We start from the raw sequence: 16,446 nt of genomic DNA on the forward strand, positions 1-16,446 counted from the left end.
GTTTTGTCATCACCCCTTTTAGATTTTGCAAAGATTTGAGAGGTTGTTTTCGGTGAGTACAAATAAACATGGCAAACAAAAACGGCATTTTGGAATTTGGGTGTTGTTGTTTGGGTTGTTGGTGATTGCTGCCGCTTTATTTGGCGGCTACCATTACTTTAATTCAACACGAACCCCAGCTCTTCCAAGAGAAGTCAAGCTGACGGCAGTTGGTGATTCATTGACTCAGGGAGTTGGGGACCCAACCGGTAAAGGGGGATATACCCATCTGATTGCCAAAAAAGTGAATCACAAAAATCCCAACGTCAAAATGTCCATGGTCAACTATGGTATTTCTGGTGAGACAACCAATCAGATTAACTATCGGGTGGTTCACTCCAAACGACTGCAGCACAGTTTACGAACTGCAAATGTCATCACCATCACGACTGGCGGCAATGATCTATTGAAGTTTTTAAAGGCTAACGTGATGAGTACCAATCAAAAGACCTTGAATCAACGGTCATTGAAGTATGCCGTGAACTACCAGAGTCGGGTAACCCGTTTATTTAGAAATATTCGTCATTTGAATCGTCAGGCACCCATTTTTGTATTTGGAATCTACAACCCGGTCTACGTTTATTTCCCTCAAGTGGCTTATATTAACGAAACGGTGGCCAAAACCAATCAAATAACCAATCAGGTGATTCACCAGCAACACGGAATGTACTTTGTTTCCATTAACAAACAATTAACGGATGGGCAATTTAAGACGGTTCACTCACGAAAAGTGCTTAAGAAAAAGGCCACTGACAGTCTTACCCAAGGCAGTAACCATTCCGCCGCTGACATTGATCGGTTACTTGACGGCCAGTCTTCACAATCAAATAAATATTTATCAAATAACGACCATTTTCACCCGAATTTAACCGGCTACAAAATTATGACCAATTTGCTGTACAAACAAATGGCTCAACACATTACCTGGATAAAGGAGTAATCTTTAATGAGAAACGCAAGCAATGAAAATCGACGTCGCAATCCATGGAAGATTGCTTTTATTTCACTAATTGGCCTTTTGGTTCTTTTAGTGGCAGGGATGCTACTGGCAGTTTCGTTATCTTCGTCTGCCAGTAAAACCGTGGATAAGCAGTCAACAAATTCTTCCCAACCAATCTCTGCAACCATTAACAAAGCCCAGTTGAATCAGTTATCCAACTACTATTTGGACAGAGTTCAAAAGGGCAGTACAACCAAATACCACTTTGAGGTTGCCGATGAAGGAATTGTTTATGGCTCCATTGAACTGTTGGGTTCCAAAGTCGACTATTCATTGACCTTCGATCCCAAAGTCATGTCCAACGGTAACATTGAACTTCATGCCAATAAGCTGGCCTTGGGGAAATTTCCTGTACCGATCAGTTTTGTGTTAATGTATGTTAAGCAAAATTATAAGCTGCCAAAATGGGTTCAATTGATTCCCAAAGAAAAGACGATTAAACTCGATATTATTCATATGAATGGTGACAAAGGTATCAATTATCGTGCTCGGACGATTAGCATGAAGGGGCAGGGTAAATTTGCCTTTGATATCCTATTGCCGCAAGCAGATAAGGAGAATTAGCATGCACAAAACGTTTTATCAATTTTTAATGACCAAACGAAACCCCGGAAGCAGTGATCCCGAGGCGGAGTTTGCCAACAATGCATTTTATGATCAATCATTCCCCAAACAGGAAGATGAATTTGATACAATATCACAATATTTAGAAGAAAATGCTTCATACCTGCCCACCATGGAAATCTTTGATTCGGTGTGGAAGGAATATCAAGAAAGCTTTTAGGAAGTGACATAATGGCAGTAACAATTCAGTGGTTCCCAGGGCATATGGCCAAAGCAATCCGTCAATTCGAGGAAAACCTTTCTTTAGTTGACGTTGTTTTTGAAGTGATTGACGCCAGAATCCCGCTGAGCTCACAAAATCCGGAAATTAAACGGATTAGTGCTCAAAAACCACATCTTTTTATCATGACAAAACGTGATTTGGCTGATCCCAACGTGACCAATCAATGGTTAAAATATTTTTCTGAACATCACCAGCCGGCGATTGCGATTGACGCCAAGACAAAATTTGGCGTTAATAACGTGATTTCGGTGATCTCACCTTTATTACGTGAGAAAATTCAGCGTGAACTTGATAAGGGCATGAAAAAGCGGCCGATTCGAGCCATCAGTGTTGGTGTGCCGAATGTCGGCAAGTCGACCGTCTTAAATCGTTTGGTTAACCGTCGGGCAGCTCAAGTCGGCAATCGTCCTGGAGTGACTAAGGGACAACAGTGGCTTAAATCAAGTGACAAGCTTGAATTGCTGGACACTCCCGGAATTCTCTGGCCAAAGTTTGCCAGCCAGGAAGTCGCCAATAAATTGGCATTGACCGGTGCCATCAAGGAGAGCGTTTTTGCCAGTGATGATATCGCCTTATTTGGGCTCAAACAATTTAGACAAATCAACCCCGAGGGACTTAAGAATCGCTATCATTTAACCGATGACGATTTTAAATTGTCCGATGTTGACCTCTTGTTGGAGATCACTAAGAAGGTCGGCATGCGAGACGATTACGAACGCGGGTCAAACCGAATTATTCAAGATTTCAGATCCGGAAAAATTGGGCGATTCACACTTGATGATCCCGAGATGGTGACAGGCAATGACGAAACTCACGATTAAAGACGTTAAACAGTTATTGGAGAGTATTAATACCCTCGACGATCCGCACTTACTGAGCTTGAAAGACGATCCAAGAAAGGGCGTTCAAGCGGCTCTCAATACAGCTGCCCATCGAATCAACAAGCATCAGCAAGCCGTAGCCGAATTTGAGCACCGGTTAAAATATGAGCGCTCATTTTGGCATAAAGGGATGCAATATGTTGCTGGGGTTGATGAAGTTGGCCGCGGCCCACTGGCTGGTCCGGTGGTTTCGGCTGCCGTCATCCTCCCTCATGATTTTGATTTAATTGAGGTCAATGATTCCAAACAATTGACACCGACGTTAAGGGCGAAGCTGGCTCCTAAAATCAAAGCCGAAGCCTTAAGTATTGGCATTGGGCTGGTGGATAATTTAGGGATTGATCAACTCAATATTTATCAGGCAACCAGAGTGGCGATGAAGCAGGCTGTTGAACAGCTTGATCCACAACCCGATGAAATTATTGTCGATGCGATGCAGATTCCGGTGCCCATTCGGCAAACCCGGTTGATTAAAGGGGATGCGAAAAGTATTAGCGTTTCTGCGGCCAGCATTGTCGCCAAAGTTTACCGGGACCATTTGATGGATGAGTATGCCAAACAATATCCGCAGTATGATTTTCCGCACAATGCGGGTTACGGCACGGCCAAACATTTGGCAGCTTTGAAAGAATATGGTCCAACGCCCATTCATCGAATGACTTTTGCCCCAGTTGAAAAATTTAGTAAAAAATAAATATTTTGTCGTATATACTCTTAAAAGGATGAAGATAATGCTTTTAAGAGATTTTTTGTTAAGAATCCATTTATGTAAAGGAATCGGGATTGTCGGTAAAGCGCGGGTGTACATTTGGCTGAAGCACCTTGACTGGGTGGACACACGGCTCCCAACGCCGGACTATCTTGCGGCCATCGCCCAATTGAATCGGCGTAATGCCGCGGTTTTTGAAAAAAGTTATCAGCAGTTGATGCAAAACGACCAGTTGGTATCGGATCTTCTAGAAGATGAGCACTGGATTAGTATTTTCGATCCAGAATACCCACTCCAGCTTAGAGAGGCCTACGCACCGCCATTGGTGTTATTTTATCGGGGAAACTTGGAGCTACTGGAGCGGCCACTGCTGGGGATTGTTGGCGCCCGAGATTGCACTTCATACTCCGTTGAAATATTGAAACATTTGATTCCTGGCAGAGTTTCCAATACAATGACTATTGTATCGGGCCTTGCAAAAGGTGTCGACACACTTGCTCACCAATGTGCAATTGCCAACAACGGCAGGACAATTGGTGTGATTGGCACGGGACTGGATATTTCCTATCCATATTCCAATCAGCAGTTACAAACTACCATTTCAAAGAATCATCTGTTAATCAGTGAATATCCAAATCATACCAAGGGGTTTCGAAGCCACTTTCCTGAACGGAACCGAATTATTGCCGGTCTGGTGCAAAGCGTCTTGGTAACCGAAGCTAAAAAGCATTCGGGAAGTTTGATTACTGCCAACCTGGCACTTCAAAACAACCGGAATGTCTTGGCGGTTCCCGGATCTATCTCAGCACCGCTTTCCGTTGGTACCAATGAGCTAATCGCTGCTGGGGCCAAGCCGGTCATGCAGGATTTGGATATATTGGAAGAGTACAATTTAGGTCCGATATAAAACGACATTGGTTGACACTTCAAAATTCCTGCAATATGATGTGGTAGATTTGTAATAAAAATTCCTACAATAATATAATTAAAAATAAGCAGTTTTGAGGGGAGAAAATATGGCAACTTCTACAACAACGAAACCAAGAGCCAGAAAAGCAGCCAAAACAAAAACAACTAAAACCAAAAGCAAGACAAAACGCAAATCACCAAAGAAAAATTTAGTCATTGTGGAGTCTCCTGCTAAAGCCAAGACCATTGAAAAATATCTCGGCCGATCATATAAAGTGGTTGCCAGCAAGGGACATGTTCGTGATTTACCCAAGAGTAAAATGGGTGTCGATATTGATCATGATTATGAACCGCACTACATTTCAATCCGTGGTAAAGGTGACACGATTAAAGAATTGCGATCAGCCGCTAAAAAAGCCAAGAAAGTATATCTGGCAGCCGATCCCGATCGTGAAGGGGAATCCATTGCCTGGCATTTACAACACATTCTCGATTTAGATCCGAATGAGGACAATCGGGTTGTCTTCAATGAAATTACCAAAGATGCTGTCAAGGAATCCTTCAAGCATCCCCGTAACATTGATATGAATTTGGTTGACGCCCAACAAGCCCGCCGAATTTTAGACCGATTAGTCGGATATTCAATTTCGCCATTATTATGGCAAAAAGTTAAGAAAGGCCTCAGTGCCGGCCGGGTTCAGTCAATTGCATTATGGTTGATTATTCAGCGTGAAAAAGCCATTAAAGACTTTACACCTGAAGAGTACTGGTCAATTGATTCTGAATTTAAAAAGGGCCGCAGTAAATTCAAGGCAGCCTTTTATGGATTAAACGGCAAGAAGAAGGATCTTCCCAACAACGACGCTGTTCAAGATATCTTGAAGCAGTTGGATCCCAAAGGTGATTTTGACATTACCAAAGTCACTCGTCGTGAACGGAAGCGTCAGCCACAACCACCATTTACAACCAGTACGATGCAGCAGGAAGCCAACCGGAAGCTTAATTATCGGACTCGAAAGACGATGATGGCAGCTCAACAGCTCTATGAAGGAATTAATATTGGCAAAGAGGGTAGTCAGGGATTGATTACCTATATGCGTACCGATTCAACTCGAATCTCTGTTATTGCCAAGCATGAAGCTTCCAAGTTTCTGCATGAAAAGTACGGTGCTGAATATGCAGCTACCAAGCCGATTAAGGGTAAACTTCCCGAAGGTGCTCAGGATGCCCATGAGGCTATTCGACCAACATCTGTTTTCCGGACGCCAGCCAGCGTTAAGAAATATTTGACTAGAGACCAGTTCAGACTTTACCAAATGGTTTGGTCAAGATTTGTTGCCAGTCAAATGACACCGGCACTCATGGATACGATGGCTGTGACCATCGAACAAAATAACGTGACTTTTAAAGCCAACGGTTCAAAGATGAAGTTTGATGGTTTCTTAAAAGTTTATGGTGACAGTAAAGAAAAAGATAATCTGTTGCCTGACTTGGAAACCGGCGACGTTGTCAAGTTGGTTAAAAATAATCCGGATCAACATTTCACCCAGCCACCTGCACGATACAGTGAAGCTACTTTGATCAAAGCGCTGGAAGAAAAAGGGGTTGGCCGGCCATCAACATATTCGCCAACCATCGATACGATTCAACGACGCTACTACGTTAAGGAAGTTGGCCGAAGATTTGAGCCAACCGAATTAGGTGAAATCGTCAATAAGATTATCGTTGAGTATTTCCCTGATGTTGTTAACATTGACTTTACTGCCAATTTGGAAGGCAAACTTGATAAAGTTGAAGAAGGTAAAGAGAACTGGATCAAGTTAGTTGATACATTCTACAAGCCGTTTTCAAATGAGGTTGAGTCAGCAACCAAGAATATGGAAAAGGTCCAGATCAAAGATGAACCGGCAGGAATCAACTGTGAAATCTGTGGGGCCCCAATGGTCGTCAAGATGGGCCGTTATGGTAAGTTCTACGCTTGTTCACGATTCCCAGATTGTCGAAATACGAAGGCAATTATCAAAGAAATCGGTGTGATTTGCCCAGTCTGTCATAAGGGTCAGGTCATTCAACGGAAATCAAGAAAGAACCGGATTTTCTACGGCTGTTCAAGATATCCGGACTGTGACTTCGTTTCATGGGACAAACCAATCGGAAGAGACTGTCCAAAAGATGGTCATTATCTGGTTGAAAAACGGGTAAAAGGCGGCACTCAAGTCGTTTGTCCAAATGGCGATTACGAGGAACCTGCACAAAAGTAAATGCCTATCAAATACTAAAATAACCAAATAAATAAGCTAACGATTACAGGCATGTGATCGTTAGCTTTTTTTGTTTTCCAATAATCGTCCGTTATCTTTAGGAATGGCAGCTTCAATATTGAATTTTGATTTGGTGGTCATTTATTCCACTTATTAAAAAAGGGTGTAAAATCGAATTGATAGAAGAATTTGGGGAGGTTTTACAATGTTTTCATCAAAACACAGTAGTTGTACCACAATCCTAGTCGGTAAAAAGGCTAGCTATGACGGTTCAACCATTATTGCCAGAAATGAGGATGCAGGGGATGCAATTAATCCTAAGAAATTTGTGGTTGTTGAACCTGAAGATCAGCCACGTGAGTATCATGCAAAATTAACGAAATTTACGGTTAAGTTACCAGACAATCCTTTAAGATATACCTCAGTACCCGATGCAGTCGCTGACAAGGGCGTTTGGGGCGAGGCTGGTATAAATTCCCACAACGTCGCCATGAGTGCCACAGAGACGATTACAACCAATGCTCGGGTGATGGGTGCCGATCCATTTGAAAAGGACGGCCTCGGTGAAGAAGACTTATTAACAATTACTTTGCCATACATCAATTCAGCTCGAGAAGGTGTTCAACGAGTTGGCAAGCTGCTTGAAAAATACGGAACCTATGAATCAAACGGTATTTTGTTCTCAGATGTGAATGAAATTTGGTACATGGAAACTGCCGGCGGCCACCACTGGGTTGCCCAACGGATTCCTGACGACGCCTATGTGATTGCGCCAAACCAAACCGGTATTCAAGAAATCGACTTTGATGATCCGGATAGTTTTATGTACTCAAAGGACTTACGCAAGTTTGCCCAAGAGCATCATTTAAACCCAACCAGTCATTTTAACTTCCGAAAGATCTTTGGATCAGATACCCAGCTCGACCATCGTTACAACACACCGCGAGCTTGGTATGGACAACGTTATTTCGATCCGGAATCAGTTAAAGACAAGACACCGATGAGTAATGATCTGCCATTTATCTGCCACGCAAACCGGAAGATTACCCTTGAGGATATCAAGTTTGTTTTGGGTTCACACTACCAGGATACGCCTTACGATCCATTCGCTCCTGGTGTCGATTATAAGACGGTTCCTTACCGGCCAATCGGGATCAACCGAAATCAAGAGTTATCAATTTTACAGTTGCGTCCAGGTCTCCCATCCACATATTCCGCCATTCAATGGTTGGCCTTTGGCTCCAATCCATTTAACACGCTGACACCATTCTATACAAATGTTGTCAACACACCGGACTGCTACCGTGACACAACCGGTACCTTTGACAGCCATAATGCATACTGGGCAAATCGAATGATTTCACTGATTGCTGCCAACCATTATCAAGAAGTCATGCAGGATGTTGAAGATTATCAGCTAAAAGAAATGGCTTATGCCCATGAACGTGTCAACAAGATCGATTCCATGATGGCCGATAAAGAAGCCTCAGGTTCGCACGTTGTCAGAGCGCTTGGACAAGCAAATGCCCGGACAGCCGATCATATTATGACGGCTACCGAGGCATTGCTTACCACGTTGGTTATCAAGACAAGTCAAGATGTTCCGGGATCATTTAATCGTGAACATTATTAATCCAAAATTATTTAATCAAGATTGAAAAAGACGCTTCACAAAACAATTCGTTTTGTGAAGCGCCTTTTCGTTGACATTAGTAATCATGATCGACAACTAAAGATTCATATCTTGAATAAAATTAATGGGTGAAAGGTCAGTTGAATTGGTGATCAAGTCACTGATTAGACTGTTGTAGGCGTCTAATCCGGTTTTGGCATTCTTGAAGTTAACTTTTGTCAGGTAGTCGCCAAGCTCAATGCTTGATAGACCGGCAATTGAAGCATCAGCTTTTTTCACTGCTTGCTGGAATTGAACCCGCAAATCTGCGCGAGTGTTGTTTAATTTTGGCCCAAATTTGACATAGTGGGGATCTACCAGAACTCCAGCCAACTTGTATGTCCAGTATGCCTGGTTGAGAGAATAGCTTCCAGAAGCGTTTTGGTAAGTCTTGGGGGTGTCGTTGGCACCGGCATAGAATGGCACGAAACTGCTTTGGGCGCCAACACCCATTGACAACCACTGAATGTCTGCGGCAGCAGTTGGCATATTTGGCCGAATTTGCAGGATATGGGCCTCTTGAGTCTTGGCTAGACTAATTGGCCGGAAGAGGTGCTTATCGTGCTCAGAGCCCTCACCAATGGGGTCGTATGGCGTTCCTTGGTAATGGGAGCTCAAAAAGTCTTGAACATCAAAGATACTTAGCTTTCGGTTGGCACGATTGATGAAAGGCATTTCTTGGCTGGTTGGCTCGTATTCATCGTCAGGTGAAAACATCTTCAGTCCATACCAAACCCGAGGGGTGTTGTAATAGGTATCTGATAAATCAGCGGTCCCAAATACCTTTCGGAAGTTAAATACTTCTTTGGAAGGGTACAAGTTATCATCAAGATGATTATCGGCCACAAATTGACGGATATTAGTGGACCACATGAAGTTGTCGCGATCATCAAAATCAACTTCTTGAATGGCGCTTTGGTTGGCAATCACGGCGTAACTGTCGTCTGGAATTCGTTGGGCCACCCAATTATGGCCGGCACCGGTTTCCATATACCAGGCTTCATCTTTGTCGGCAAATAAAATTCCGTTGGATTCGCTTGTTCCATAATATTCAACAATTTGGCCCAAGCGTTGGACGCCTTCACGAGCAGTTTTGACGTACGGGAGAACAACGGTTATCATTGCTTCTTCACCAATGCCATCCTTGACGAGGGGATCGGCACCCAGAGCCAATTTATTGGTGTAGGTACTTTCAGTCGCACTCATTGCAACGCCGTATTCGTTAAAGCCGTTTTCCTCGAACAGGCCGAATTTGTCGGTCCATTCAGGCGTTCCGGAGTATTTAAATCGAACTTTGGGTAATGGCATCTTAAAGCCGTTGTCTTTTGAAGTAAATGTCTGGTCTTCATCAAATTCTTTGTGTTCATGAATGACATAGTTTTTTGGCCATGAGGATTTGCTGTCTTCGTTTCTGGCAATCATAATTGACCCATCGATGCTGGCTTTCTTACCAACGATCATACTGGTACATGCAGAAAAGTTCTTGTAAGGTATCATGTTTTTAAAGTCTCCTATTCATTGAAGAATATTACTTCAGTCATTGTATCATTTTTTGTGATAAACCGGTTACAGGATATTTAAGGGACAATGATTAATTGCAGGACAAAAAAATTTAAGGTATACTTTTTGCATCAAAAACAAATGGAGGAACTTATCATGCCAATCGTAGATATTCATTTAATTGCCGGCCGTTCACAAGATCAATTGAAGGGTTTGGTTGAAGACGTTACAGCAGCCGTCGTTAAAAATACCGGTGCTCCAGCAGAACACGTTCACGTTATTTTGAGTGAAATGGAAAAGAACCGTTACAGTGTTGGCGGTGTTTTAAAGAGCGACGAAAAATAATCGATCAAAATTAAACAGTCCACAATATGAGTCCACAATTTCATGATTGTGGGCCTTTTTTGTGGCTTATAGGTCCGGTTGGATAAAGAAATTTCTTTTACTTTTATAAAGTTTGACTGAAGGTTGGTTTGCCAATCAATAATATTGTATACTTAACAAAGACAAAAGGCGTTTAAACGCACGAATAATAAGAATGGAGACCTTTACATGAATGATCAGCAATACATAATGTCCATTGATGAAGGGACAACAAGTACTCGGGCAATCTTGTTTAATAATGATGGGGATATCGTCGGCAAAGCCCAACGTGAATTCCATCAGTATTTTCCTAAATCCGGTTGGGTTGAACATGATGCCAACGAGATTTGGAATGCCGTTCAATCTGTGATTTCAGAGGCGTTGATTAACGCTGACGTCCAACCATATAAGGTCCGGGGAATCGGTGTGACCAATCAGCGGGAAACCACTGTGATCTGGGATAAAAATACCGGCCAGCCAATTTATCACGCAATTGTTTGGCAGTCAAAACAGACTGCTGCTTTGGCCGATCAACTGACTGCCGATGGCTATGATGATATGATCCACGAAAAGACTGGCTTGATCATTGATTCGTATTTTTCAGCAACCAAGATCAAGTGGATTTTGGATAATGTTTCCGGTGCCCGTGAGAAAGCTGATAATGGCGACCTTTTATTTGGAACCATTGACACTTGGATTCTTTGGAAGCTCACCGGCGGCAAGGTTCACGCCACCGATTACACAAATGCCAGCCGGACGATGTTATTCAACATTCATTCGCTGACATGGGACAAAGATATTTTGAAGTTGTTGAATATTCCGGAAAGCATGTTGCCAGAAGTCCATTCGTCTTCAGAGATTTACGGATACACATCAGGTTATTCGTTCTCTGGTGTTCAGGTTCCAATTGCCGGAATTGCCGGTGACCAGCAGGCAGCCTTGTTTGGCCAGATGGCGTTACAGCGTGGGATGATCAAGAATACTTACGGAACCGGTGCCTTTATTGTGATGAATACCGGTGAAAAACCAACGCTTTCCAATCGTGGTCTATTGACGACCATTGCTTATGGCATTAACGGCAAGGTTAACTACGCCCTTGAAGGAAGTATTTTTGTGGCTGGTTCAGCCATCCAATGGCTTCGTGACGGTATGGAAATGGTTAAATCATCGCCGGATTCTGAACAAATGGCAATTGATGCCAAAACCACGGATGGCGTATATGTTGTCCCAGCGTTTACCGGATTGGGTGCCCCATATTGGGACCAAAGCGCTCGGGGCGCCGTGTTTGGCTTAACTCGAGGAACAACCAAAAATCAGTTTGTTCGGGCAACGTTGGAATCATTAGCCTATCAAACCAGAGATGTTGTTGACACGATGGCAGCCGAAACCGGGATTGATTTGAAATCGTTGGCTGTTGACGGCGGTGCCGCTAACAACAACTATTTGATGCAATTCCAAGCAGATATTTTGGGAACCCCAATTCATCGGGCATCAATTTCAGAAACAACTGCATTGGGGGCTGCTTACTTGGCAGGCTTGGCAGTTGGATTCTGGGACTCAATTGAAGAAATTAGACGAACCGTTAAGTCGCGGGATGATTTTGAGCCTCACATGGATGAAAAGACTCGCAGTCAATTATATTCGGGATGGCAAAGCGCTGTTAAAGCAACCATTCAGTATCATCCAAACGAAGATTAATAAAATCAAAAAAAGCGATTGGACGTTTGTCCAGTCGCTTTTATCATGCTTTATTGGCCGACCGCAATATCCATGTGGTCTTGTAAGTAGTTGGCGACACCATCTTCATCATTTGTAAAATCGGTGACATCGTCAGCCAAATCTTTAATTCGATCAATTGCGTTTTTCATTGCAACGCCGGTTCCGGCATATTGCATCATGGTCAGGTCGTTTCCTTCATCCCCAAAGGCAATGATATCCTTTTGCAGGATCCCGTAATAGTCCGCCAAGAATTTCAAACCGGTGGATTTGTGAATTCCTTTGGTCGCAATTTCCACGATTGGATGGGGGCCACCCCAAGGAGAAACTTCAACTTGATCACCAAACTGGGTTTGAACAAAGTCAATCAGTCCGGCTTTAAGCTCTGGTTCCACTTGGACCGTGATACTGATTGGGTTTTCTTTTAAGCTTTGACAACTCAAAACCTGATTGGTTTTAAGAGTACTTGGGAAAAAGCCGAATCCGCTGTTTAAGCCTCGGTTGGCGAGAAACATGTTGCGTCCTTCAACGGCAATCAATGAAAGCCCAAGCGGCTTGCTCTTTTCCAGTAGTTCAGTGACAATTTCCTTATTAATGGTGTACTGGTATTCACGATCCCAGGCTTGGTGTGGTAAAATGCCAAGGTTGCCATTGAAATTAATCATGGGTGTTTTTAAGTGTAATTCATCATAGTAATTTTCAGAAAGCCGGTTAGGACGGCCGGTTACGATACTGACTATGTAACCTTGCTTTTCGGCGGCATGAATCGTCGCAATTGTTTTGGCACTGATTTGGGTGTCGTTGTTTAATGTTGTTCCGTCCAAATCAAGGGCGATTAGTTTTTTAGTAATTATGATCACTCCTTACTAACATATCCATTCATACTATCTGAAAAGTCATATTACGTCAATTATTAGAACCCAAAAGGGAGAATAGAATGAAATTACCAACTGATTTTGTGAATAAATATCAAAAATTAATGGGCAAGGATGAAGCCGAAAAATTTATCAAGAGTTTTGATCAGCCGACAACTCCAGGATTTCGAATCAATCCATTGAAAGCCAGTCAGCCGACTGATTTAGACCTCAGCCAGCCAACCGAGCACTGCCAGTTTGGCTATCACGGGCAAGTCAGCGGGAAGACTGTCGATCATCAAAGTGGAGCGGTATATAGCCAAGAACCCAGTGCGATGTACGTTGGCGAAGTTGCCCATCCAAATTTAAACGAGAAAGTGCTTGATTTGTGTGCTGCTCCCGGTGGGAAAACGACCCATCTTGGCAGCTACTTACAAAACACTGGGTTATTGATCGCCAACGAAATTGACGCCAAGCGTGCCAAGGCGTTGGTGGAAAATGTCGAGCGGTTTGGGATGACCAACACGATTGTCACCAACACCAATCCGGATCGGATGGCTGCTCAACTGCCGGAATTTTTTGACCGAATTTTGGTTGATGCTCCTTGTTCAGGTGAAGGGATGTTCAGAAAAGATCCTGACGCCATTCAATACTGGAGTCTGGATTATCCGGTAGAGTGTGCAACCCGTCAAAGAACCATTTTGGATCAAGCTGTCAAAAACTTAAAGCCTGGTGGCGAGCTCATTTATTCAACCTGTACGTTTGCTCCGGAAGAAGATGAACAGATCATTGCCTGGCTGGTTGACAAGTACGGCTTTGAAATCCAACCAATCAAAAAGTATCCTGGAATGGATAACGGAAAACCTCAATGGGCTAACGACGACCAGGATTTGACCAAATGTGTCCGAATCTTTCCCCATCATTTTAACGGTGAGGGCCACTTCATTGCCAAGTTGAAAAAGCCGGAAAGTACTGATGATGTTAAGGCACCGAAACGTTTCCGTGGAATTAGTAAGAATATTGAGATGCCTTCCAAAGAGCAAAATCAGTTGTTCAATGAGTTTGCTAAAGCAACATTAAAACAACCCAACTTTAAAAAATTAGTGGTCTTTAAAGCTAATCTGTATGCTGTTCCTGAAGAAACGCCTAATTTATCGGGGGTTAAGATTTCCCGATTGGGTCTGGAGATTGGTGAATTCAAGAAGAATCGATTTGAACCCAGTTATGCGTTGGCGCTTGCTTTGCATCCCGATCAGGTCATCCGAAAAATAACAATTGATGACGACGATTGGAAAAAGTACGTTCACGGAGATACTTTTAAAGTGGATCCAAAGCTGCAGAAAGGCTGGTATCTGTTGATCTGTAAACAGCAGCCAGTTGGATTCGTCAAGGTGGTTAATGGTACCGCCAAGAATTTCTTTCCGAAGGGTTTACGATTTGCAGTTTAAAAAAGAAGACTCAAACAACGGCAGATACCTTTGTTTGGGCCTTCTTTTTCGGAACTTCATGTTATTTTGCTAAAACGTGGGATCAAAACGCCTTTGGTCCCACTCTCTTTTTTTAATATTTAATATTTCTCTGATTAAGATATGAAATTAACTCAGGATTTAAAATTAATCGTTGTCGCTTTAAGTCCGCAATTGTTTGGCAGTTCAACATCAGCATGATTGTTTTTAAGCCATACTGCCAATCTTTAATATCTGCCACAATTGCGTCATCGTCTTTATGAATGATTTCATGAAGAAAATATCCGGCAACGCCCACTGCGGATGCGCCCATTGCCAAACATTTGGCAACATCCAACGGCGACTTAACGCCGCCGGAAGCAATTGTTGTTAACGGCTGGTCCAAAGCCCGGGATTCCAATAGGGATTCGACCGTAATTAAGCCCCAGTTCTTTAAATAGTCCATATCTTTAGACGGCCTGCGGAAATTTTCGATTGTCGCAAAATTGGTTCCACCACGACCGCTGACATTAATGTATTGAACACCAAGGCCGGCAAGCTCTTGAATCGTCTCTTTGCTCATTCCAAAACCGACTTCTTTGACAATTACCGGAACTTTGATGTTGGCAACAATTTTTTGAATATTTTCAATAAATTGAAATTGACGATCGCCTTCAGGCATGATCAATTCCTGTGCAACATTGATATGCAATTCTAAGGCATCCGCCGATATTAAATCGACGGCTTTTTGGGCATCTTCCAGCGAATGATTTGCACCAATGTTGGCGAAAATGAGACCATTCGGATTTGTCTGCCGGACGATTTTAAAAGAATCTCTCACGCTGGGATCACTCAAGCCAACACTTTCAGAACCGACAGCCATTGCCAAGCCAGTTTTTCTGGCGATATCCGCCAACCGTTGATTGATCTTCTTTGTATGCTCGCTACCGCCGGACATGGCTTCAATATAAAAGGGAGTCTTCAAATCCAATGGACCAATTTTAGTCGAAAAATCGATATCATTCAAAGCATATTTTGGCAAACCATTGTTAACAAAACGAAGATTGTTGAACATATCGTTATCGGTATAAAATTTTTCGGCTAAAGAGACATGTTCGTCTTTGCGGTGTGAGTGTTGTGAAATCATAGGTTACTCCTTATCAAGATCGATAACCGGATGAACGTTAAGTGCAAGCTGCTGGATCCCGTTTTGCTTCCAACTTTCAATCATCGAATCAATATCGGTGTGACTGTCGGCAACAACAATTCCACAGTCACCGCCACCGGCACCCGACGACTTTGCAGCTGCTGAATGGTCCACAGCAATATCACACATTTTTTTCAAAATAGGGGTTTCAATTGGCACTTTAGTGAAAGCAGCCAAATGTTGTAAGATTTCACGATTCCGCTTAATGCCGTCTTTAATAACGGTTAAGCTGCCATCTTTGAAACCATTAATGAGTTCATCCAAACAGGCTTTACTGTCTGCTAAAAATTTGGCATAAGTTTCGTGTTGGTTGCTCTTTTGAATGGCAACTTTGTCGACTAAATGGGAAGTTGAAGCAGGTGAACCGGTCCATCCGATAATCAGCTTTAAATCTTCCGGTGGTGTCAGTTGAGTAATCATCAAGTGGGGCCATGGCTTATTAACCAGATCAGTTAAATCTTCCTGCATTCGGGCTGCCATCAGCCAGTTTCTGTCAAATGAACGATAGGCAATCCAACCGCCATAAACACTTGCGGCGATATCGCCTAAAGAACCGTTGCCTTGGACATCCAAATGGGCAATCGCTGATAACTTGAATAATTTGCTTTTAGTCAGTGGCAACTTGTAAAAGCGGCAGAGTGCTTTGACCGTTGCAACGGTCACTGCAGCGGACGAGCCCAAACCGTACTTTTTGCCATTCGGACTATCCAAATCACTATTAATTCTTAAATCGTAAACTTCCATTGCCCGACCAAGGGATTGAGCATACTCCTCGGTGAGCTGAATGGCTGAAATTATGTAGTTAAATGTATTATCACGGTTGTCAAGGATCATCTGATCCCCACGTCGCCGCCAATAAACAGAATCTTCACGATATTGTTTTGAAACGATGCTTCCAAAAGACTTACTTCGAGAAATTTCAACGGTAACAAATTGGTCAAGAGCCACAATAATAGAAGGGTAGCCGGTTTCGACCACCGCGTATTCACCCGCAATATACAATTTTCCCGGAGCTTTAACCTTAATCAACGGATCATGTCCTT

Annotated in this window: 15 protein-coding genes; 11 read left to right on the top strand and 4 right to left on the bottom strand. The window is 43.0% G+C overall.

The genetic code is table 11. The features are described 5' to 3' along the window. Nucleotides 1–52 precede the first annotated feature (52 nt). From LKE01_RS00660 to LKE01_RS00695, 8 genes are all read left to right on the top strand, one after another. The gene (locus tag LKE01_RS00660) at nucleotides 53–979 is read left to right on the top strand and encodes a GDSL-type esterase/lipase family protein (protein WP_057962367.1); all 927 of its coding nucleotides are present in this window, start codon (nucleotides 53–55) and stop codon (nucleotides 977–979) included. 6 nt (nucleotides 980–985) lie between these two features. After that, a complete protein-coding gene (locus LKE01_RS00665; RefSeq protein WP_054768885.1) occupies nucleotides 986–1,603 on the top strand; it encodes a YpmS family protein in 618 nt (205 codons plus the stop codon). A 1-nt stretch (nucleotide 1,604) separates the two neighbouring features. Further along, complete coding sequence (locus tag LKE01_RS00670; protein WP_057962366.1) at nucleotides 1,605–1,823, top strand: YozE family protein; 219 nt, start codon at nucleotides 1,605–1,607, stop codon at nucleotides 1,821–1,823. Between the two features lie 11 nt (nucleotides 1,824–1,834). Next, entirely contained in the window at nucleotides 1,835–2,707 is an 873-nt protein-coding gene (ylqF, locus tag LKE01_RS00675) for a ribosome biogenesis GTPase YlqF (RefSeq protein WP_057962365.1), read from the top strand. Then, nucleotides 2,688–3,461 carry a ribonuclease HII gene (gene rnhB / locus LKE01_RS00680; RefSeq protein ID WP_057962364.1) on the top strand — a complete coding sequence of 258 codons (774 nt, stop codon included), beginning with the start codon at nucleotides 2,688–2,690 and terminating at the stop codon, nucleotides 3,459–3,461. The genes ylqF and rnhB overlap by 20 nt, the downstream gene beginning before the upstream one ends. Before the next feature lie 37 nt (nucleotides 3,462–3,498). Next, a complete protein-coding gene (gene dprA, locus LKE01_RS00685; RefSeq protein ID WP_057962363.1) occupies nucleotides 3,499–4,383 on the top strand; it encodes a DNA-processing protein DprA in 885 nt (294 codons plus the stop codon). A gap of 109 nt (nucleotides 4,384–4,492) precedes the next feature. Further along, on the top strand, nucleotides 4,493–6,646 hold the full coding sequence (gene topA / locus LKE01_RS00690) for a type I DNA topoisomerase (protein ID WP_057962362.1): 2,154 nt from the start codon (nucleotides 4,493–4,495) through the stop codon (nucleotides 6,644–6,646). 205 nt (nucleotides 6,647–6,851) lie between these two features. Beyond that, a complete protein-coding gene (locus LKE01_RS00695; RefSeq protein ID WP_054768882.1) occupies nucleotides 6,852–8,279 on the top strand; it encodes a C69 family dipeptidase in 1,428 nt (475 codons plus the stop codon). A gap of 96 nt (nucleotides 8,280–8,375) precedes the next feature. Here LKE01_RS00695 and LKE01_RS00700 read toward each other — a convergent pair whose 3' ends face one another. Continuing rightward, the gene (locus LKE01_RS00700; protein ID WP_057962361.1) at nucleotides 8,376–9,815 is read right to left on the bottom strand and encodes a C69 family dipeptidase; all 1,440 of its coding nucleotides are present in this window, start codon (nucleotides 9,813–9,815) and stop codon (nucleotides 8,376–8,378) included. Between the two features lie 159 nt (nucleotides 9,816–9,974). On the opposite strand from LKE01_RS00700, the gene thmT reads away from it, so the two are divergent. After that, nucleotides 9,975–10,163: a 2-hydroxymuconate tautomerase gene (thmT, locus tag LKE01_RS00705; RefSeq protein WP_013727873.1), complete on the top strand. Its 189-nt coding sequence runs from the start codon at nucleotides 9,975–9,977 to the stop codon at nucleotides 10,161–10,163. A gap of 207 nt (nucleotides 10,164–10,370) precedes the next feature. Further along, entirely contained in the window at nucleotides 10,371–11,879 is a 1,509-nt protein-coding gene (glpK, locus tag LKE01_RS00710; RefSeq protein WP_057962360.1) for a glycerol kinase GlpK, read from the top strand. Between the two features lie 50 nt (nucleotides 11,880–11,929). Here the strand turns inward: glpK and LKE01_RS00715 are convergent, their stop codons facing one another. Further along, nucleotides 11,930–12,757 carry a Cof-type HAD-IIB family hydrolase gene (locus tag LKE01_RS00715; RefSeq protein ID WP_054768880.1) on the bottom strand — a complete coding sequence of 276 codons (828 nt, stop codon included), beginning with the start codon at nucleotides 12,755–12,757 and terminating at the stop codon, nucleotides 11,930–11,932. Nucleotides 12,758–12,834: 77 nt separating this feature from the next. Between LKE01_RS00715 and LKE01_RS00720 the strand changes: the two genes are divergently transcribed. Continuing rightward, nucleotides 12,835–14,199 carry an RsmB/NOP family class I SAM-dependent RNA methyltransferase gene (locus LKE01_RS00720; protein WP_057962359.1) on the top strand — a complete coding sequence of 455 codons (1,365 nt, stop codon included), beginning with the start codon at nucleotides 12,835–12,837 and terminating at the stop codon, nucleotides 14,197–14,199. A gap of 112 nt (nucleotides 14,200–14,311) precedes the next feature. Here LKE01_RS00720 and fni read toward each other — a convergent pair whose 3' ends face one another. Beyond that, nucleotides 14,312–15,343 carry a type 2 isopentenyl-diphosphate Delta-isomerase gene (fni, locus tag LKE01_RS00725; RefSeq protein ID WP_054768879.1) on the bottom strand — a complete coding sequence of 344 codons (1,032 nt, stop codon included), beginning with the start codon at nucleotides 15,341–15,343 and terminating at the stop codon, nucleotides 14,312–14,314. 3 nt (nucleotides 15,344–15,346) lie between these two features. Next, a complete protein-coding gene (locus LKE01_RS00730) occupies nucleotides 15,347–16,432 on the bottom strand; it encodes a phosphomevalonate kinase (RefSeq protein WP_057962358.1) in 1,086 nt (361 codons plus the stop codon). Nucleotides 16,433–16,446 lie beyond the last annotated feature (14 nt).

This window comes from Lentilactobacillus kefiri (genome assembly GCF_007989105.1).
GTDB classification, from domain to species: domain Bacteria; phylum Bacillota; class Bacilli; order Lactobacillales; family Lactobacillaceae; genus Lentilactobacillus; species Lentilactobacillus kefiri.